18 protein-coding genes are annotated in these 18936 nt (G+C 64.5%); 10 read left to right on the forward strand and 8 right to left on the reverse strand.

The features are described 5' to 3' along the window. Window positions 1-777, reverse strand: a complete 777-nt coding sequence (locus H3H39_RS17290; RefSeq protein ID WP_182154779.1) for an SDR family oxidoreductase — start codon at window positions 775-777, stop codon at window positions 1-3. Between the two features lie 232 nt (window positions 778-1009). Between H3H39_RS17290 and H3H39_RS17295 the strand changes: the two genes are divergently transcribed. From H3H39_RS17295 to H3H39_RS17305, 3 genes are all read left to right on the forward strand, one after another. Next, a complete protein-coding gene (locus H3H39_RS17295; protein WP_375540442.1) occupies window positions 1010-2638 on the forward strand; it encodes an electron transfer flavoprotein-ubiquinone oxidoreductase in 1629 nt (542 codons plus the stop codon). Window positions 2639-2890: 252 nt separating this feature from the next. Then, window positions 2891-3787, forward strand: coding sequence for a flagellin N-terminal helical domain-containing protein (locus tag H3H39_RS17300; RefSeq protein ID WP_182154783.1), 897 nt, complete (start codon window positions 2891-2893; stop codon window positions 3785-3787). 98 nt (window positions 3788-3885) lie between these two features. Next, window positions 3886-4818, forward strand: a complete 933-nt coding sequence (locus H3H39_RS17305) for a hypothetical protein (RefSeq protein ID WP_182154785.1) — start codon at window positions 3886-3888, stop codon at window positions 4816-4818. 100 nt (window positions 4819-4918) lie between these two features. On the opposite strand, the gene H3H39_RS17310 is transcribed toward H3H39_RS17305, so the two are convergent. Genes H3H39_RS17310 through H3H39_RS17340 form a run of 7 tightly spaced genes read right to left on the reverse strand, consistent with a single transcriptional unit; the run spans window position 4919 to window position 11224 of the window. Beyond that, window positions 4919-7006 (reverse strand): flagellar biosynthesis protein FlhA, encoded by a 2088-nt coding sequence (locus H3H39_RS17310; protein WP_182154787.1) that lies wholly within the window; start codon window positions 7004-7006, stop codon window positions 4919-4921. Beyond that, on the reverse strand, window positions 7003-8142 hold the full coding sequence (locus H3H39_RS17315; protein ID WP_182154789.1) for an EscU/YscU/HrcU family type III secretion system export apparatus switch protein: 1140 nt from the start codon (window positions 8140-8142) through the stop codon (window positions 7003-7005). Before H3H39_RS17315 ends, H3H39_RS17310 begins: the two co-directional genes overlap by 4 nt. After that, window positions 8135-8917 carry a flagellar biosynthetic protein FliR gene (locus H3H39_RS17320; RefSeq protein WP_182154791.1) on the reverse strand — a complete coding sequence of 261 codons (783 nt, stop codon included), beginning with the start codon at window positions 8915-8917 and terminating at the stop codon, window positions 8135-8137. The genes H3H39_RS17315 and H3H39_RS17320 overlap by 8 nt, the downstream gene beginning before the upstream one ends. Window positions 8918-8941: 24 nt before the next feature. Further along, window positions 8942-9214: a flagellar biosynthesis protein FliQ gene (gene fliQ, locus H3H39_RS17325; RefSeq protein ID WP_182154793.1), complete on the reverse strand. Its 273-nt coding sequence runs from the start codon at window positions 9212-9214 to the stop codon at window positions 8942-8944. Between the two features lie 12 nt (window positions 9215-9226). Next, window positions 9227-9997: a flagellar type III secretion system pore protein FliP gene (gene fliP / locus H3H39_RS17330; RefSeq protein WP_182154795.1), complete on the reverse strand. Its 771-nt coding sequence runs from the start codon at window positions 9995-9997 to the stop codon at window positions 9227-9229. Further along, window positions 9994-10365, reverse strand: a complete 372-nt coding sequence (locus tag H3H39_RS17335) for a FliM/FliN family flagellar motor switch protein (protein ID WP_220461596.1) — start codon at window positions 10363-10365, stop codon at window positions 9994-9996. The genes fliP and H3H39_RS17335 overlap by 4 nt, the downstream gene beginning before the upstream one ends. Window positions 10366-10369: 4 nt before the next feature. Beyond that, window positions 10370-11224 (reverse strand): FliM/FliN family flagellar motor switch protein, encoded by an 855-nt coding sequence (locus tag H3H39_RS17340; protein WP_220461588.1) that lies wholly within the window; start codon window positions 11222-11224, stop codon window positions 10370-10372. Window positions 11225-11826: 602 nt separating this feature from the next. Between H3H39_RS17340 and fliE the strand changes: the two genes are divergently transcribed. The 7 genes from fliE (at window position 11827) to fliD (ending at window position 18891) form a co-directional block, all read left to right on the forward strand. Next, window positions 11827-12171: a flagellar hook-basal body complex protein FliE gene (gene fliE, locus H3H39_RS17345; RefSeq protein ID WP_182154799.1), complete on the forward strand. Its 345-nt coding sequence runs from the start codon at window positions 11827-11829 to the stop codon at window positions 12169-12171. An 18-nt stretch (window positions 12172-12189) separates the two neighbouring features. Then, window positions 12190-13941, forward strand: a complete 1752-nt coding sequence (fliF, locus tag H3H39_RS17350; protein WP_182154801.1) for a flagellar basal-body MS-ring/collar protein FliF — start codon at window positions 12190-12192, stop codon at window positions 13939-13941. Further along, entirely contained in the window at window positions 13925-14959 is a 1035-nt protein-coding gene (locus tag H3H39_RS17355; protein ID WP_182154803.1) for a flagellar motor switch protein FliG, read from the forward strand. Before fliF ends, H3H39_RS17355 begins: the two co-directional genes overlap by 17 nt. After that, on the forward strand, window positions 14956-15651 hold the full coding sequence (fliH, locus tag H3H39_RS17360; RefSeq protein ID WP_182154805.1) for a flagellar assembly protein FliH: 696 nt from the start codon (window positions 14956-14958) through the stop codon (window positions 15649-15651). Before H3H39_RS17355 ends, fliH begins: the two co-directional genes overlap by 4 nt. Further along, window positions 15648-16958 carry a flagellar protein export ATPase FliI gene (fliI, locus tag H3H39_RS17365; protein WP_182154808.1) on the forward strand — a complete coding sequence of 437 codons (1311 nt, stop codon included), beginning with the start codon at window positions 15648-15650 and terminating at the stop codon, window positions 16956-16958. Before fliH ends, fliI begins: the two co-directional genes overlap by 4 nt. Continuing rightward, entirely contained in the window at window positions 16955-17386 is a 432-nt protein-coding gene (fliJ, locus tag H3H39_RS17370) for a flagellar export protein FliJ (RefSeq protein ID WP_182154810.1), read from the forward strand. The genes fliI and fliJ overlap by 4 nt, the downstream gene beginning before the upstream one ends. Window positions 17387-17490: 104 nt before the next feature. Further along, window positions 17491-18891: a flagellar filament capping protein FliD gene (fliD, locus tag H3H39_RS17375; RefSeq protein ID WP_182154812.1), complete on the forward strand. Its 1401-nt coding sequence runs from the start codon at window positions 17491-17493 to the stop codon at window positions 18889-18891. Window positions 18892-18936: the final 45 nt, after the last annotated feature.

An 18936-nucleotide genomic window follows, 5' to 3' on the forward strand; every position in this document is an offset into this window, starting at 1 on the left:
TTACATGGCCAGCATGCCGTCGTCGGCCGAGATGATGGCGCCGTTGATGAAGTGCGATTCCTCGCCGGCCAGCAGCAGCATCAGGCCATCGAGGTCTTCCGGCTTGCCGGGGCGCTTGCGGGGCAGCATGTTGATCAGCTTCTGGCCCTGTTCGCTGGCGAAATAATCCTCGTTGATTTCAGTGGAAATATAACCGGGGCAGATGGCGTTGGTGTTGATGCCATACTTGCCCCATTCCACGGCCATGGCCTTGGTCATCTGCACCACGCCAGCCTTGCTCATGCAATACACACCGATCTGCGGCAGCACCCGCAGGCCCGCCACCGAGGCCACGTTGATGATGCGGTGTTGTTTTTTGGGATCACCTTTGGCGCGCGCGATCATGCGTTTGGCCGTCTGCTGGGCCACGAAAAACGCGCCGCGCAAGTTGGTATCCATGATGAAAGCGTAATCCTCCGGCGTCACATCCACCAGCCGTTGCGTGGTCGACACACCCGAATTATTGACCAGGATATCGATCGGTCCCGCTTCCGTCTCGGCGTGGGCGATGGCCGATTTGATGCTGGCGAAATCGGTCACATCCAGGCTCACCACGTGGGCCGCGCCGCCGTCGGCCTCGATTTCGGCCCGCAATTCCTTCAAACGCTCGGTACGGCGCGAGGCCAGCACGACCTGGGCGCCGGCCTGGGCCAGTACCTTGGCGAAGCGGGCCCCCAGACCACTGGAGGCGCCGGTGATCAGCGCGATTTTTCCCTCAAAATTGACTTCTATACCCACGAGCTACTCCCTGTGTTTGGTGATGATGCACCCGATACGATGCTGGCGTAATGATTACACAAATTGCCAGTATTAGATTGCAGCATCTAATAATGTGCCTCAAAATGTCGCCGGCGTTGCATTCGGCAGCAAAAAGAAGCACACTCGTGCTAAAATTTTTTTCTCCTCCTGATAAGAACTCACCATGACCCAGCCCCAAACCCTAGTTGAACAGTACGGCCCACGCGATGCGATGGAGTATGACGTCGTGATCGTCGGCGGCGGCCCTGCCGGCTTGTCGGCCGCCATCAAGATCAAGCAGATGGCTGCGGAAAAAGGCCAGGAAGTGTCCGTCGTCGTGCTGGAAAAAGGCGGCGAACTGGGCGCGCACATCCTGTCGGGCGCCGTGATGGACCCGAAGGCACTGACCGAGCTGATCCCCAACTGGAAGGAACTGGGCGCCCCCCTCAACACCGAGGTGACGGAAGACCGCGTGCTGTTCCTGACCGAAAAGAAAGCGTTCAAGACGCCTAACTTCGCGCTGCCAGCCTGCTTCGAGAACCACGGCAACTACGTGATCTCGCTCGGTAACGTGGTGCGCTGGCTGGGCCAGCAGGCCGAGTCGCTGGGCGTGGAAATCTTCCCCGGCTTCGCCGCCGCGGAAATCCTGTACAACGACGACGGTTCCGTCAAAGGCGTGGCCACCGGCAACATGGGCGTCAAGCGCGACGGCGAAGCCGGTCCGGACTTCCAGCTGGGTATGGAACTGCACGGCAAGTACACGCTGTTCGCCGAAGGCGCGCGCGGCCACCTGGGCAAGCAGCTGATGGCCAAATACGACTTGAACAAGGGCAAGGATCCGCAATCGTACGGCATCGGCATCAAGGAACTGTGGGAAATCGACCCGGCCAAGCACCAGCCCGGCCTGGTGATCCACACCACCGGCTGGCCGCTCGACACCAAAACCTATGGCGGCTCGTTCCTGTACCACCTGGAAAACAACCAGGTCATGGTCGGCTACGTGGTCGGCCTGAACTATGAGAACCCTTACCTGTCGCCGTACGAGGAATTCCAGCGCTACAAGACCCACCCGGCCATCCGCGGCTTCTTCGAAGGCGGCAAGCGCATTTCCTACGGCGCCCGCGCGATCACGGCCGGTGGCCTGCAATCGCTGCCCAAGCTGGTGTTCCCAGGCGGCGCCCTGATCGGTTGCGACGCCGGCTTCCTCAACATGAGCCGCATCAAGGGTTCGCACGCGGCCATCAAGTCCGGCATGCTGGCCGCCGAATCCGTGTTCGCCGCGCTGGGCGAGAGCCGCCAGCACGACGAACTGGCCAGCTACCCGGCCGCGTTCGAGCAATCGTGGCTGCACGAGGAGCTGCACGTGGCGCGCAACGTCAAGCCTTACCTGAACAAGGGCCTGTACGTGGGCGCGCTGATGACGGGCATCGACCAGATCGTGTTCCGCGGCAAGGCGCCATGGACCCTGCACCACAGCCACGCCGACCACGAGTGCCTGAAGCCGGCCACCGACTTCGCGCCGATCAACTATCCCAAGCCGGACGGCAAGCTGACCTTCGACCGCCTGTCGTCGGTGTTTATTTCCAACACCAACCATGCGGAAGATCAACCTATCCACCTGACGCTGAAGAATGCCAGCGTGCCGGTGGACGTCAACCTGGCCAAGTACGCTGGGCCGGAAGCGCGCTACTGCCCGGCCGGCGTGTATGAATTCATCAAGACCGACGAAGGCCAGGACCGCCTGCAGATCAATGCGCAAAATTGCGTGCACTGCAAGACCTGCGACATCAAGGATCCGACCCAGAACATCATCTGGGTCACGCCGGAAGGCGGCGGCGGCCCCAACTACCCGAACATGTAAGCGGGATAGTTATCAAAAAGACAGCGCGGCGTGCTTGCACCCCGCGCTGTTTTTTTTGCCGCGCCCGCCTGAAACGGGCCATAATCGTGGGGTGGAACGGCGGCGTCAGGGGTACTGCCGGCGGGCGTTACAAATATTTTTAAAAAATTTCCACATGGAATTTAATGTCCTAGCCGAAATGGTCGTCTTGTACTTGGGAGAGCACAAAGAGTCCGATGCTCCGAACTGAATCCACCTACCAGGAGTTATTTCATGCTGAGCCTTCACACCAACGCTGCGGCCCTTTCCGCACAGAACTCGATCACCCGCACCCAGGGCAGCCTGTCGACTTCGCAGACCCGCCTGAGCACCGGCTTCCGCATCAACTCGGCAATGGATGACGCCGCCGGCCTGCAGATCGCCACCCGTTTGAAAGCCCAGACCAGCGGTATGGCAGTGGCCATGCGCAACACCCAGAATTCGATCTCCATGCTGCAAACGGGCGAAGGCGCCCTGGATGAAACCACCAACATCCTGATGCGCATGAAAGACCTGGCCACCCAGGCAGCCGACGGTTCGTCGACCGCCAACGACCAGACCGCAATGCAGAAGGAATTCGACTCGCTGACCAGCGAGCTGAGCAACATCATGACCAACACCAAGTTCGGCGGCACCGCCCTGCTGACCAGCGGCACCGGCAAACTGGCCACCGCCGTCGACTTCCAGATCGGCGCCGGCTCGACCGAAAAAATGAGCGGTGACGTGAGCACCGAACTGACGCAGGTGCACACCGACCTGGCTGCTGCCTCGTTGCTGTATGACGGCGCCACCGGCGTCGCCTCGGCCGGCGGCACGGAAATCAGCGGCGCGACTGCCGCCGCCGGCGCCACCGCCGCCAATGCCACCATCGACAAGCTGGCCACCGCCATCGACACCGTGGGCGCGCTGCGTTCGAAACTGGGTGCGATCTCGAACCGCCTGGACCACGTCTACAACAACTTGTCGAACATCTCGACCAACACCAAGGCTGCAACCGGCCGTATCATGGACACCGACTTCGCGGCCGAATCGTCGAACATGACCTCGAGCCAGATGCTGCTGCAAGCCGGTACCGCGATGCTGAAACAAAGCAACAGCACCTCGTCGCTGGTTATGTCCCTGCTGCAATAATTGTAGCGCCGCCCTGCCCGCCGCGCGGGCAGGTGCACCAGGAGCCAACCGGAGATTCGGTTGGCTTTTTTTTGGCCTGTTAGAGGCGAGTTAGCACCATGGCATTTGACCGCATCGGACCCACCACCGCGCCGCTGAGCGTGCCGGACCGCCCCACCCCGCTGCCGCAGCCGCAGACCGGGCCGGCCACGGGCGGCGACAGCGGCGAGTTTCCGCTGGCCCCGGCCACGCCGGGCGCGGCCGGGCTGCTGCTGGAGGGTCCGGAAGGCTTGCCGCTGCCCCATGCCGGACTCGACACCCTGGCCGCCCAGCTGGCGGCCGACACGCCCAGCGCGGCCGATCCGGCCGCCATGCATCCCAATCAGGTATTCCTGTCGCGCCAACTGGTCTGGGCTCCGCCCGACGCGGCCAACATGGCCAGTTCCTGGCTGGTCATGGTGCACACTTACGCCCAGCAGCGCGCCGCGCTGCAGGAGCAAGCCAACGGCCAGCACGTCCCGTCCAGCCTGTTCATGGCCGACCATACGCCAGCCGTGCTGCGCGAAGGCCGCGGCGCGCCGCCGCTGGTGACGGAACTGGAGCCGTGGCGGTTCGCCGTCTATGCCTGGGGCGCCGAGCAACTGGTGTTGCGGGTGGTGAACCGGGACCAGGAGGGCGACGACGAGCACCCGCGCCGGCGCGGCCCCCGTATCGCATTACGATTGGAACTGATGCTGCCCGGCGTAGGACGGGTGGTGATACAAATGGAACCGGTGGGCGGCGGCGTGGTGCTGGAAGTGGGCGCGCAGCAAAATTCGGCCATGCGCCACATGCGCGACATGCTGCCGCAACTGGCCGCCACCATCAGCCGGACCGGCCTGACCATCATCCGCTGCCGTCTGACGCGCGACATCCCGCTGGCGCCTGAGCACCACCCGGAACGGGCCCAGATGGCCGCCCTGACCCCGGCCGTGTTCAAGGCCATGGCCGAAGTGGCCGTGCTGCTGTCGCATCCCCTGCCGCCGGACGACCTGTACTCCGAATCGGCCTGAACCAGGCAAGCAAAGCAGACGGGACGTGACGCCATGGTCGACGCCTGGCGGGACGTCCCGTCGGTTGATGGCTGGCCTGGCTGGACTGGCCGGGCTGGCTTTACCCGACCGTGCCGATGATGCTCACTTCCCGGTTCTCGGGGATCTCGTTATACGACAACACGTGCAGGCCGGGCGCGAACAGGCGGGCGTAACGGGCCAGCAGCGGCCGGATCTGCGGCAACACCAGCAACAGCGGCGGCGTCGCTTGCTGCTTCATCTGCTCGCGCGCCACCGGCATGTTCACCTGCAACTGGGCCAGCAAATGGGGGTCGATCGGGTAGTTGTCCAGCACCACCTTGCCGCCCTGGCGGGCCTGGTTCAAGGAGCCCAGCAGCATATTCTCCAGCTCGCCACCAAGGTTGAACGCCTGCATCTCCGCCTTCTGGCCGCACAGTCCCGTGACGATCTGGCGCCGCAGCGCGCAGCGCACTTCGGCCGCCAGCAGGATCGGGTCCTTGGTGGTTTCCGAACTGTCGACCAGGGTGGTGGCGATCGGCACGATATCTTTCAACGACACATTCTCGGCCAGCAGCACGCGGAACACGCGCAGGATCTGGGTGTGGGTCAGCGACTTGTCGAGCGCGGACGCCAGCTTGGGCGACAAGGCGGTCAGCCGGTCCATCATGGCCGGCACATCCTCGTGGCGGAACAGTTCCGGCAAATATTCGCGGATCAGCTTGGACAAATGGGTGGCGATGGCGCTGGGCGCCTCCACCACCTGGTAACCGAGCCCCAGCGCATTGGCCTTCTCGCCCTGCTCGATCCACGTGACGGGCATGCCATAGGCCGGCTCGACACCGGGAATACCGTCGATCTGGCCATACACATTGGGCGACGGGATCGCCATCAGCCGGTCCGGAAACACTTCCGCCTGGGCCACCACGCTGCCCGACAGCACCACTGCGTATTGCGACGGTTTCAAGCCCAGGTCGTCGCGCACGGTGATGGGCGGCAGCAGCAGGCCCATCGCTTCGGACAAACTCTGGCGCACGCCCTTGACCCGCTTGGCCAGCGGCTCGCCGTGGGCCTTGTCGATCAGGCTCACCAGCTTGTAACCGAGCGTCACTTGCAGCGGCTGCACAGCAGGCAGACTCTGCCAGTCCAGCTCGGCCACTTTCTCTTCGCGCAGGGCGGCCTCGATGGCGGCCAGCGCATCCGTCTCGGGCTGCTTGACGCGCTGTCCGAGCCGGTAGCCGACATAGGCCAGCACGGCGGCGAAGGTGAGGAACATGGCCCACGGCATGCCCGGCACCAGGGCCAGCACGAACATCATGCCGGCCGCCGACAGGATCACCGGTGGCGAGGCCAGCAGCTGGCTGCCCACTTGCTGTTCGAAGTCGCCCGCGTCGCTGATGCGGGTCACCAGGATGGCGGCCGCGGCCGAGAGCAGCAGGGCCGGAATCTGGGCCACCAGGCCGTCACCGATGGTCAGCAGCGCGTACTGGCGGAACGCGTCGCCGAAGCTGAGGTCGTGCATCAGGGCGCCTATGGCCACCCCGCCCACCATGTTGATGATCAGGATCAGGATACTGGCCACGGCATCGCCGCGCACAAACTTGGAGGCGCCGTCCATGGCGCCGTAGAAGTCGGCCTCGGCCGCCACTTCCAGCCGGCGCGCCTGGGCTTTTTCCTGGTTGATCAGGCCGGCGTTCAAGTCGGCGTCGATCGCCATCTGCTTGCCCGGCAAGGCGTCCAGCGTGAAGCGGGCCGACACTTCCGAAATCCGCTCCGCACCCTTGGTGACGACGACGAAGTTAATGATCATCAAGATCACGAACACCACCATACCGACCACGAAGTTGCCACCGATAACGACTTTACCGAACGCTTCGATCACCAGGCCGGCCGCCGACGTGCCTTCATGGCCGTGCAGCAGCACCACCCGGGTCGACGCCACGTTCAGTGTCAACCTGAGCATGGTGGTGGCCAGGATCACGGTCGGGAACACGGAGAAGTCCAGCGGCCTCCTGGCCGTCACGCTGACCAGGATCACGATCAGGGCCAGCACGATGTTGAAGGTGAACATGATGTCCAGCACCGTGGGCGGCAGTGGCAGCATGATCATGGCCAGCACGACCATCAGGAAGGCCGGGGTGGCGAACTTGTGGCGCCGCGCTTCGGCGACCAGGCGGTTCAGGAAATTCATGACGGTACGACCTCGCTCATTGCAGGTGGAACGACCACCTCGTTAGGGAATGCTGGCTGGACGGCGCGCCGTCCAGTACGGAATGCTTGCAGCTGCAGCACGTAGTTCAACACTTGCGACACGGCCTGATACAGCTGCACCGGGATCTGCTGGTTGACCTGGCTGGTGTTGTAGATGGCCCGCGCCAGCGGCGGCAGCGGCATCACTTCGATCTTGAATTCGACCGCCAGCTGGCGGATATAGAGCGCCATCTCGTCCACGCCCTTGGCCACCACATAGGGCGCCTCGGCCTTGTTCAAGTCATACTTCAGGGCCACCGCGTAGTGCTCCGGGTTGACGATCACCACGTCGGCCGTGGGCACCGTCTTGCGCGCGCTGCGCCGGGCCAGCTGGCGCTGCAACTGGCGGATGCGGTTCTTCACCTCGGGCCGGCCTTCGTTGCTCTTGTGCTCTTCCTTCATGTCCTGCTTGCTCATGCGCTGGTTCTTGGCGAAGAAATACGCCTGGGCCGGCACGTCGATCACGGCGAAGATGATAAACACGGACACCAGCGACATCAAGCCGTCCAGCATCAGGCTGGAGCCGGCCAGCATGGCCTGGCCCATGGCCATGTGTTCGAGCTGGGTGTAATCCTTGACGGTGGAGCGGGCCACGTGCACCAGCACCCAGATCAGCACACTGGCCTTGCCGATCGACACCAGCAGCTCGAAACCATGCTTGGACGAGAACAGCCGGCCCAGGTTGGCCGCCGGACTCAAACGCTCCATCTTGGGTTCCCAGTGGCTCATGCTGACCACCCAGCCACCGGGCACCATGGCGCCCAGCACGATGAACAGCGGCACCACGAACAGCGGCAACACCATCTGCACCAGCAGCCACATGGCTTCGCTGAACACGATCGAGAGCGCATTGTCGATCGCCCCGGCGCTGCCCAGCGGCGCGAAACCCAGTTCAAAAATGGACTGGAAATGGCGGAAATACGCAGGCAGCAGGTACACGAACAGCTTCAGGCTGACCAGGATGCCGATCGCCGTCGACAGGTCGCGCGAGCGCACCACCTGCCCTTCCTGGCGCGACTTCTTCAGCTTTTGCTGTGACGCCTTTTCTGTTTTATCGCCGGTGCTCGAATCAGCCATGGCCCGCCGCCTGCATCTGTTGCCGGATCAATTCCAGGATCTGGCCTGTCATGCGCACATAGTGCTCGGGGATGAAACGCACCACCTGGCCCAGCATCAGCAGGCCGAACAGGGTGATCACGGAAAAGCCCAGCGAGAACAGGTTCAGGGTGGGCGCCACCCGGTTCAGGAAACCAAAGCCCAGTTGTACTACCAGCGTCGAGAACACGATGGGCATGGCCAGCAGCATGGCGGCCGAGAAGATCCAGGCCACGTTATAGGCCACGCTTTGCAGCAGCAGCGGGCCGTAGCCGTGGCCCAGCGGCCAGGCCTTGAAGCTCTGGCCGATCACGCCCGCCACCACCAGGTGGCCGTCGATGGAAAAGAACACGATGATGGCCAGCACCGACAACAGGGCCGACACCACGTCCGACGATTGACCGTTCATGGGATCGTTCATGACGGCCATGGAAAAGCCCACCTGGGACGACACCAGGTAACCGAGCACACCAATCACGGACATGGCGAAGTGAAACGCCAGCCCCAGCACGCCGCCGATCACGGCCTGCTCCAGCGTGGCCAGTACGCCCTGCAAGGACAAGGGGTCGATCACGGCCGCACCCTGGGTCAGGGGCAGCATCAGGATCGCCAGCACCAGCGCCACCAGCACCCGCACCGTGACGGGCGTGACCGCCTCGCCCAGCACGGGGACCGCCGTCAGCATGGCCAGCACCCGGCAGAACGGCCACCACAGCGCGTTCAGCATGGGCAGCAACTGGTCCAGGAGGTGTTCCATCGGGCGGGGCGTGGTGGCGCTGCGCTAGCCGACCAGAGTGGCGGCGCGCTGGAAGATGGAGACGCAGAAATCCATCAGGTAGCCCGACATCCAGCGCCCCATGAGGATGATGGCCAGCAGCGTCACCAGCAGGCGCGGCAGGAAACTGAGGGTTTGCTCATTGATCTGGGTGGCGGCCTGCACCAGCGCCACCAGCAAGCCCGTCACCAGGCCCGGCACCACCAGCAGCACCACCAGCAGCATCACGATGTGCAACGCTTCCACCACCAGGTCGACGGCAACTTCAGGAGTCAGCATAAGGTCCGCCTGTCAGTAAGCCTGGATGCTCGTCACGAGCGTGTTGACGGTCAGGGTCCAGCCGTCCACCAGCACGAACAGCAGCAGCTTGAACGGCAGCGAAATCACCAGCGGCGACAGCATCATCATGCCCATCGCCATCAGCACCGACGACACCACCAGGTCGATCACGAGAAACGGGATGAACAGCATGCAGCCGATCTGGAACGCCGTCTTCAGTTCCGACAGCACGAAGGCGGCCAGCTTGACGGTGAAGGCGTGCTCGGCCGCCACGGTCACCTGGTCCTCGCCGGCCAGGTGGGCGATCTGGGCCAGCGCGGCCTTGCTGGTCTGGGCCAGCATGAAGCGCGAGACGGGCTTTTCCGCGATCTTGAGCGCTTCCTCCAGGCCGATCTTGTCCTTGTCGTAGGGCACGAACGCGTCGGTCCACACCTGGTCGCCGATGGGGCGCATCACCAGCAGCGTGAGGATCAGGGCCACGCCCGTGATGATCCGGTTGGGCAAACCTTGCTGCAGGCCCAGCGCCTGGCGCAGCAGCGACAGCACGATGACGAAGCGGGTAAAGCTGGTCATCATCATCACCATCACGGGCAGCAAGCCCAGCAAGGTCATGATGATCAGGATCTGGGTCTTGACCGTCAGTTCGGTCTTGGCCCCCGGCACCACATTGGCCAGCAGGTCAACGGCCTGGGCCGGCCCCCACCAGCACAGCAACAACAAGCAGCCGGCCGCCAGCGCCGGCCACCGGCGCCGGCGCGCCGGCCATGTCAAGCACCACGTCATGGCGCCATCATGTCGAGATTGAGTCCATCCAGGTCGATCACTTTGAGCCCGTAATTCTCGCCTGCCACCACCACTTCGGCGCGGCCGATGGCCGTGCCGTTGACCTTGATGACCAGCGGCTCGCCGGCCAGCACATCGAGTTCGACCACGCTGTCGGGGCCGATGGCCATCAATTCCTGCAGCGAGATGCGGGCCGAACCCACTTCCAGCGTCAGCGTCACGGGGATCTTGCGCATCATCTGCGGCAAGTCGCGGCGCGGCTTGGCTTCGGGCACGTCGTGCAGCTCGCCACCCACCTGGTCGATGATCATTTCATCGGACAAGTCTTCCAGCAAGGCGTCGCTCGAGGAGTTTGCATTCATATTCATCATGTTAATCGACGTCTTCAAAAGAGGTTAAGCAGAGTTTGCCCTTGTGCTCCGTTACGGCCGCCGTGAACAGGCGTGAATCGTCGAGCAGGACATCGGCTCGGTGCAGGCTGACGGGGATGATGTCGCCCACCTGCAAGTCGAACAGGCTGCCCAGCGCCACTTCCTTGCTGACCAGCCGGCCTTGCAGCCCCACTTGCAGGCGCTGGGCCAGCGGCCCGGCGCCCTTGTTCTTCTTGGCCTGCTCCCGTTCCGGCAACAGGCCGCGCAGCACGCTGGCCATCAGGCTCTTGTCGAGCGCGAACCAGAAGCGGCCGCCGCCGCCGCCTTCGCCCTCGGTCACGGTGACGGTGATGATCCAGGTACCCTTGGGCGGATGGTTGCCGGTGGCGGGCTTGAATTCGTCGCTGGACGCCAGCGCCGCCTTGTCCGACACGGGCAGGTTCAGCTCGATGCGCCCGGCCAGGGTGCCGGCCAATTGTTGTCCCAGCACCACAGCGAGGCGTTCCTCGGTGGCCGTGACCCGTACGGCGCTCTCGTCGATGGGGGCGGACGCCTCGCTCTTGTTGCGGCCATAGCGGAAGTTGAGCACGCTCAGCAGCACCTTGCGCTCCAGCGAGAACGCGATGTTGCCGGCCGGGGCCGCGAAGCTGAGCCAGCGGGTGCGCGCCTCATGGCCTTCGAGCCGGCTGAACGCCACGTCCTCGACCTGGAACGCGCCCCAGTAACGGCGGTTCATATTGAGCCGCATGGCCTGGGCCAGGTCGTCGCGCAACTGGGCCGCGAAGATGTGCAGCAAATGCACAGGCCGGCCCAACAGGCAGGGGTCGAGCACTTGATACGGCGCAGTCTGTTTCATGGTAGTCATCTAATAGTCTGGTCCGAATACCGTTGCCGGCCACCGGGTCGGCGCGCCCAGCCTCCCCCCTCGGGAAATCCGGCTGTCAGGTATATCGTACTTTAAGTAGGACGATCTCGGTAGCATAGGATACATGATATTTCACAGTATTTCCATGAATCAATACTTTAATCCTTCTGGGGGCTTTACAGGAAAGTTGCTGACAGGTAAGCTTGGCGCAGCTTGAAAAAGCGATCGTTTTTTTCTCACCCAATGTCACGCAGGTCGCCGCTTGATGGATGATTTTTAACGATATTTGCTATGCAAGAATAGTTTCTGCTCAAGAGAAATGGAATGGCGGGTCGCCGCCCCTCGGCGCCGCCCTTCCCTGCATGAAATCAAGACGACGATCATGGCGGCCACGACCCGGTTGCGGCCACCATGTCAGACTTTAACCGACGCGACCTTGCCAGCTGTCCGACACCCGCGTGAGACGGACGCCGGACGCGCAGCACACCGGAGCTGAGCCCGCCCACAGGCGGCGCACTTGGTGCTTGCTGCCGGCCGGCATTCTGGCTATGGTAACGAAGCGTGACTAACGTTGCACGAATGGAGGAGACTAGATGAGTAACTCGATCTCGACCCTGATCCAGGCCGACCTGGCGTCACTCACCAACGCAGCCGACAACCTGGCCCACGCCACGATCGCGCCGGCGGCCCAGTTTGCCGGCGGCCACGGCCAGCCTGCCTTCTCCTTCGCCCAGACCATGCACGACGCCGTCGGCAAGGTCAACGACGACGACCGCCTGGCGGCCCAGCGCATGGCCGACGTGGACGCCGGCAAGAGCGACGACCTGGTGGGCGCCATGCTGTCGAGCCAGGAAGCGAGCCTGTCGTTCTCCATGTTGATGCAAGTGCGCAACAAGGTGATGGGCGCCGTCGACGAACTGATGAAACTCCCCCTGTAAGCCTGCGGAAGCCCCAACGTGATCGACACCCTCAAGTCCGCCTTCGGGCGCTGGCGCGCGAGCCCTGTGCCCGCCGTGCCCCCCACCCTGCTCAAAAACCTGTATCCGATGCTGCTGCTGGCGATCGGCATCACGGCCATGGTGCTGATGTACCTGTGGAGCGACCAGTCGTCCTACAAGCCGGTGTTCGGCGCCCACGAAAAAGTGGCCGCCTCGGACATGATGAGCGTGCTCGACACGGACCACATCCCCTACCGCCTGCATCCCGACAGCGGCCAGGTGCTGGTGCCTGGCGGCATGCTGGGCAAGGTGCGCATGCTGCTGGCGGCCAAGGGCGTCACGGCCCAGTTGCCGGCCGGCCTGGAACTGATGGACAAGAGCGATCCGCTGGGCGTGTCGCAATTCGTGCAGGACGTGCGCTTCCGCCGCGGCCTGGAGGGCGAGCTGGCGCAGTCGATCATGACGCTGGACGCCATCGCCCACGCCCGGGTCCACCTGTCGATCGCCAAGTCGACCTCGTTCGTGTCATCGGACGGTGAAAAATCGTCGGCCTCCGTGGTGGTGGCCGTCAAGCCGGGCCACACCATGTCGCCCGAAGCCATCGCGGCCGTCGTCAACATGGTGGCCGGCAGCGTGGCCAGCCTGAACCCGCAGCGGGTCAGCCTGGTGGACCAGAGCGGCAACCTGCTGTCGTCGCACGTGGACTTGAGCGAAGGCTACGACGCCACCAACCTGGGCGGCGAGAACGGCAAGCGCTACCAGGACGACGTCAAGGCCAATGTCAAGAACCTGCTCGGTCCCATCATCGGCGAGGATAACTTCCGGCTGTCCGTGGCGGCCGCCGTCGACAACGACAAGGTCGAGGAAACGGTGGAGAAATACGGCGCCGATCCCAAGGTCACGAGCGAAGCCATGCGCGAGGAACAGGACCGCAACCGGCTCGTGATGGGTGTGCCGGGCACGCTGTCGAACCGGCCGCCGGCCGCCGCCGCCGACCCGGCCGCCGCCGCCAAGCCGGGCGACGCCACCCCGCCCAACGATGGCACGGCCCGCAAGAACGCCACCACCCGCCAGTACGCCTATGACCGCAGCATCATCCAGACCAAGCGCAGCCGTGGCCGCCTGCAAAAGCTGAGCGTGGCCGTGGTGCTGGCGCAAGCGGCCGCGCCGTTCCCTAAGACGGGCTGGACGCCGGCCGAGATCGCCAACATCGACAAGATCCTGCGCAACGGCCTGGGCATCGACACGGAACGGGGCGACCAGCTGGTGGTGTCGGCCATGAACTTCCCGGCCAAGGCGCCGCTGACGCCATGGTGGCAGGAACGCGACAACGTGGTCGATTTCAGCGCCTGGATCATCTACGCCGTGGGCGCGCTGCTGGGCTACCTGTTGCTGCTGCGCCCACTGATGCGCTTGCTGACGGTGCGTTTGACGCCGAGCCCGGCCGTGGCGGTGCGCATCGCCGCCGAACGCCGCATGGCCGAGGCCGCCGCCGCGCAGGCGGCCGGCGCCGCGCCTGCCCTGGCCACGCCCGGGGTGGCTGGCGCGCCCGGCTTGCCCGGCGTGGCCGCGGCCGGCGCGCTGCCCGGTGTCGAGGGCGCCCCCCCTGGCATGCCGGTGGTGCCGCTGCTGGAAAACTACGATTTGCCGCCGGCCGGTTCGCCGGTGGACGTGATGGTCGATCACTTGAAGGTGCTGGCGGAGAAAGAACCCGAACGCGTCGCCGAAGTCGTCAAACAATGGATGCAGAAAAATGGCCGAACTCAATAGCATACAAGAGTCCCTGGAACCGCAGCCGGTCTACCTGACCCCGGTCGAGCAGGCCGCCATCGTGCTGCTGAGCATAGGCGAGGAGCCGGCCGCGGCCGTGCTGCGCTGCCTGTCGCGCGAGGAATTGCTGGAAGTGACCCAGGTCATGTCGCGCATGAGCGGCATCAAGGTCGAGTCCGTCAAGCACGCGATGCAAACCTTCTTTGACGATTACCGCCAGCAGTCCGGCGTGCATGGCGCCTCGCGCAGCTACCTGAAGCGCTCGCTGGACCTGGCGCTGGGCGGCGACATCGCCAATACCGTGCTCAACAGCATTTACGGCGACGAACTGCGGCCCAAGATGGCGCGCCTGCAGTGGGCCTCGCCCAAGTGGCTGGCCGAGTACATCTCCAACGAGCACGTGCGCATGCAAGCCGTGTTCCTGGCGTTCCTGCCGCCCACGCTGGCCGGCCAGATCATCGACGCCCTGCCCGTCGAGGGCCGCGACCTGGTGCTGCTCAACCTGGCGCGCCTGGACGAGATCGACCGCGACCTGCTGCTGGAACTGGACCAGCTGGTGATGCGCTGCCTGGGCACGTTCGACATGCAAAGCACCAGCGTGGAAGGGATACGGCAAGCGGCCGAGATTCTCAACCGCCTGCCCAGCAACCGGGCCCAGATGGTGGAACTGCTGCGCGCCCACGACCCGGAAGTGGTGGCCCAGATCGAACTGTCGATGTACGACTTCTTCATCCTGTCGACCCAGTCCGAAGTGGCGATCACCCGCATCATCGAGGAAGTGCCGCTGGAGCAATGGGCCATCGCGCTCAAGGGCGCGGAAGTGTCGATCCGCGACGCCGTGCTCAAAACCATGCCCAAGCGCCAGGCCCAGGCGTTCGAGGACATGATGCGGCGCGCCGGCCCGATCCCCATGTCGCGCATCGAACAGACGCGCCAGGAAATCATGGCCACCGTCAAGGCGCTGGCCGACGCCGGCGAGATCGAGATCCAGCTGTTCGCCGAGGCGGTGGTCGAATGAAGCAATTCCGCCCCTACCGTTTCCCGCCCCTGTCGCAAGTGATGGCCGCCAGCGTGCGGCCGCACGGCAGTGCGGGCGACGGCGCCGCCTGGCAAGCCTCGGTCAGCCAGGGCTTCGAGCAGGGCCAGCGGGACGGTTACGAGATCGGCTTGACGCGCGGCCAGGAAGATGGTTTCGAGGCCGGCCGCGCGTCCGGCCAGGAGCAGGGCCGGGCCGAAGGCCGGCGCGAGACGCTGGTGGCCTACGACGAGCTGGCCCGTCCTGTGGACGCCATGCTCAAGAGTTTGAAAAAGCTGCGCGCCGACTACCGCGCCGCCCAGCGCAAGGAAGTGGTGGACCTGGTGGCCAAGGTGGCGCGCCAGGTGATCCGGGCCGAACTGGCGCTGCAGCCGGTGCAGATCATGGCCCTGGTGGACGAGACGCTGGCCTCCATGCCGCCCACCCGCGAGGAGATCGACGTCTATCTCAACCCCGAGGAATTGAAGCGCATCAGCGAGCTCGACCCCAAACGGGCCAAGCGCTGGAACCTGATCGGCGACGCCCGCCTGGACGCCGGCGAATGCCGCATCAAGGCTGGCGATAATGAAGTCGATGCCGGATGTCATCAACGGCTTGCCGCCGTCATGGAACAGGTCGATAATCAATTACAGGCCGCCGATGGCGGCGACGACGACACCGAGAGCGAAGAATGATCGCTGACGCGCTGCGCAATCTGGAACTGGACGCCGTGCCCGTCGCCACCCCGACCGGGCGGCTGGTGGGCGCGTCCGGCCTGTTGCTGGAGGCCGCCGGTTGCCGGCTGCACACGGGGCAGCGCTGCCAGATCGAAACCGTGGGCGGCCCCTGGCTGGACGCCCAGGTGGTCGGTTTCCGCGACAAGCTGTCGTTCCTGATGCCATTCAAGAAAGCCACCGGCCTGACCACGGGCGCGCGCGTGCTGCCCTCGCCCGACAAGGTCAGCCTGCAGATCGGCCCCGGCTGGCTGGGGCGCATGGTCAATGGCCTGGGCGAACCGATCGACGGCCTGGGCAAGCTGGGCGGCGAATTTCCGCTCGACAGCCAGCCGCCGCGCATCCATCCGCTGAAGAAAAAACCCGTCACTGACGCGCTCGACGTGGGGGTGCGCGCCATCAACGGCATGCTGACCCTGGGCAAGGGCCAGCGCGTGGGCTTGATGGCCGGCTCCGGGGTCGGCAAATCCGTGCTGCTGGGCCTGATCACGCGCCAGACCGTGGCCGACGTGGTGGTGGTGGGCCTGATCGGCGAACGCTCGCGCGAAGTGCGCGAATTCGTCGACATGTCACTCGGCAAGGAAGGCTTGGCCAAGGCCGTGCTGGTGATCGCGCCGGCCGACGAAAGCCCGTTGATGCGCATCATGGCCACCGAACTGTGCCATTCGATCGCGGCCCATTACCGCGACCAGGGCAAGAACGTGCTGCTGCTGGTCGATTCGCTGACCCGCTATGCGATGGCGCTGCGCGAGGTGGCGCTGGCCTTGGGCGAGCCGCCGGCCACCAAGGGGTATCCGCCGTCCGTGTTTTCCAGCCTGCCGCAACTGGTGGAATCGGCCGGCAACGGCGAAAACCCGGCCGGCAGCATGAGCGCCATCTACACCGTACTGGCCGAGGGCGACGACCAGCAAGACCCGGTGGTCGACACCGCGCGCGCCATCCTGGACGGCCACATCGTGATGACGCGCGAACTGGCCGAACGGGGCCACTACCCGGCGATCGACATCGGCGCCTCCATCAGCCGCTGCATGACCCAGATCATCAGCAAGGAACATATGCTGGCCGCGCGCGCCATGAAGGCGGCCATGGCCCGCCACGACCGCGTGCGCGACCTGATCCCGCTGGGCGCCTACGTGCCCGGCGCCGACCCCGTCACCGACCACGCCGTCAAGCTGCATCCCCACATCGAAGAATTCCTGTGCCAGGGCACCAAGGAAGCGGCCCCCTTCCCCGACTGCGTCGCGCAACTTGAAAGGTTGATGACATGAGCCAACACATGATACGCAATCTGAGCACCCTGGTCGCGCTGCGCAACACGGAAGTGGAGCGCCTGCAGACGGAAATGGCAGAAAAGACCAGCTTGCGCGAACGCTATCAGAAAAACCTGGAACGCTTGACGGGCTTGTACACCAATAGCGGCGCCAGCGGCAACCTGCCCCTGGCGCTGGCCGGCAACTGCGGCGATTACAAGCAAGCCGTGATGCAGATGGCCGACAACCACCGGCTCGACCTGCATATGCACGAGGCCGACATGGCCGTGTCGCAACGGGCCCTGAACGCGGCCTGGGTCAAGCGCGAAGTGCTGGACAAGGTGCTCGACAAGAAACAAAAAGCGGCGCAACAACAGCACAACGCCAAGGAACGCAAGCAGCATGACGAACTGGCGACGCAATTGTGGTTCCGCGGCCAGAAGTGAGTTTCAGCCATGCCAGGTTTTTTTTCGGATTATTTTCATATGGAAACGATTTAGGTCGCCTTAGAACAAGGTACACTCCCTAATACTTTCCCTGGAGCACGAACATGTCCGCCATCAGCAGCCCCAATTACGATCCGGTCACCACCGCCACCAACCTGGCCACCTCGTATATCGCCGGTAACAAGGCTATCCTGGATGACCAGACCAGCACCGCCAACGCCACCGCCAGCGCGCTCAGTTCGCTGAGCACGGCCATGGGCGCGTTCCAGACCGCCATCAGTGGCCTGGCCTCCGTGACCACCTCGGTGATGGCCAACAGCGCCACCTTCAGCAGCGCCGTGGGCACGGCCAGCGCCAACGCCAGCGCCGTGGCCGGCACCTATTCGTTTTATGTGCAGCAACTGGCCACGGCCGGTCAAGTCTCCTATGGCAACGTGGCCGACAGCACGGCCGCCGGCGCCGGCGCGCTGAACGTGACCCTGGCCGACGGCACCTCGTTCCAGATCGACCTGGCCAACGCCGACACCAACCACGACAACATCCTGTCGGCCAAGGAAGTGGCGGCCGCCATCAACATCGCGGCCGGCAACAATTCGCGCGTGACAGCCTCCACCCTGAACGTGAACGGCCAGCCGACCCTGGTCCTGAGCGCGAACCAGACGGGTGCGGCCAACGCCGTCTCGCTGGACGTGTCGGGCGTCAACGACCCCGGCCTCAAGGCCGCACTGGGGGCCGGCAACCAGAAGACCATCACGGCCGCCCAGGACGCCATCGTGTGGATCGGCGCCCAAGGCACGGGCACCAAGGTGCAGCAAACGTCGAACACGTACAACCTGATCGACAACGTGTCGATGACCTTCACCAAGGCGCAGGCGGTGGGCGAGACGCCCGTCACGCTCACGGTGGGTAACGACCCGGCCGCCACCAAGGCCAATGTGCAAAGTTTCGTCGACGCGTACAACAAGCTCAACACGGTACTGAACTCGCTGACCCAGGCCGCCGACAAAGGCAAGGGCGTGGCCTCCGGCCCGTTCGCGGCCGACGCTGGCGTGGCCGCGCTGCGCAGCCGCATGGTGGCGGCCGTGCGTACGCTGGGGGCCAATGGCCAGTCGCTGGTGGCCTATGGCATCACGGCCCAGCGCGACGGCAGCCTGGCGCTCGACAGCAGCCGCCTGAGCAAGGCCATCGCGGCCACCCCGACCGGACTCGACAGCCTGTTCGGCCGGGTCAGCGGCGCCGCCGGCAGCGGCGCGCTGGGCGCGCTCAACAAGGTGATGGACCAATGGACTAACTCGGCCACCGGACAGATCGGCTCGCGCAAGACCTCCGTCACCAAGCTGCAGGCGGCGCTGACGGACCGCCAGGCCACGCTGCAGACCCAGTACGACAGCGCCTACAAACGCTACCTCGGCCAATTCACGGCGCTGCAGCAGTTGCAGTCGCAAATGACGAACAATTCCAACCTGTTTACCGCCCTGTTCTCGTCGAACAGCAGTAACAGTTGACGCGCCGGGGGCGCGTCCCCCGTCGCACGCCTTACTTTAATTGGT

The sequence above is a fragment of the Rugamonas apoptosis genome (assembly GCF_014042355.1).
GTDB classification, from domain to species: Bacteria; Pseudomonadota; Gammaproteobacteria; order Burkholderiales; family Burkholderiaceae_D; genus Rugamonas; species Rugamonas apoptosis.

Excerpts from the sequence above, each read along its gene's own strand:
- H3H39_RS17295 (WP_375540442.1), top strand. The coding sequence starts at position 1,010 with ATGGAGTATGACGTCGTGATCGTCGGCGGCGGCCCTGCCGGCTTGTCG.
- H3H39_RS17300 (WP_182154783.1), top strand. The coding sequence starts at position 2,891 with ATGCTGAGCCTTCACACCAACGCTGCGGCCCTTTCCGCACAGAACTCG.
- H3H39_RS17305 (WP_182154785.1), top strand. The coding sequence starts at position 3,886 with ATGGCATTTGACCGCATCGGACCCACCACCGCGCCGCTGAGCGTGCCG.
- H3H39_RS17310 (WP_182154787.1), bottom strand. The coding sequence starts at position 7,006 with ATGAATTTCCTGAACCGCCTGGTCGCCGAAGCGCGGCGCCACAAGTTC.
- H3H39_RS17315 (WP_182154789.1), bottom strand. The coding sequence starts at position 8,142 with ATGGCTGATTCGAGCACCGGCGATAAAACAGAAAAGGCGTCACAGCAA.
- H3H39_RS17320 (WP_182154791.1), bottom strand. The coding sequence starts at position 8,917 with ATGGAACACCTCCTGGACCAGTTGCTGCCCATGCTGAACGCGCTGTGG.
- fliQ (WP_182154793.1), bottom strand. The coding sequence starts at position 9,214 with ATGCTGACTCCTGAAGTTGCCGTCGACCTGGTGGTGGAAGCGTTGCAC.
- fliP (WP_182154795.1), bottom strand. The coding sequence starts at position 9,997 with ATGACGTGGTGCTTGACATGGCCGGCGCGCCGGCGCCGGTGGCCGGCG.
- H3H39_RS17335 (WP_220461596.1), bottom strand. The coding sequence starts at position 10,365 with ATGAATATGAATGCAAACTCCTCGAGCGACGCCTTGCTGGAAGACTTG.
- H3H39_RS17340 (WP_220461588.1), bottom strand. The coding sequence starts at position 11,224 with ATGAAACAGACTGCGCCGTATCAAGTGCTCGACCCCTGCCTGTTGGGC.
- fliE (WP_182154799.1), top strand. The coding sequence starts at position 11,827 with ATGAGTAACTCGATCTCGACCCTGATCCAGGCCGACCTGGCGTCACTC.
- H3H39_RS17355 (WP_182154803.1), top strand. The coding sequence starts at position 13,925 with ATGGCCGAACTCAATAGCATACAAGAGTCCCTGGAACCGCAGCCGGTC.
- fliH (WP_182154805.1), top strand. The coding sequence starts at position 14,956 with ATGAAGCAATTCCGCCCCTACCGTTTCCCGCCCCTGTCGCAAGTGATG.
- fliI (WP_182154808.1), top strand. The coding sequence starts at position 15,648 with ATGATCGCTGACGCGCTGCGCAATCTGGAACTGGACGCCGTGCCCGTC.
- fliJ (WP_182154810.1), top strand. The coding sequence starts at position 16,955 with ATGAGCCAACACATGATACGCAATCTGAGCACCCTGGTCGCGCTGCGC.
- fliD (WP_182154812.1), top strand. The coding sequence starts at position 17,491 with ATGTCCGCCATCAGCAGCCCCAATTACGATCCGGTCACCACCGCCACC.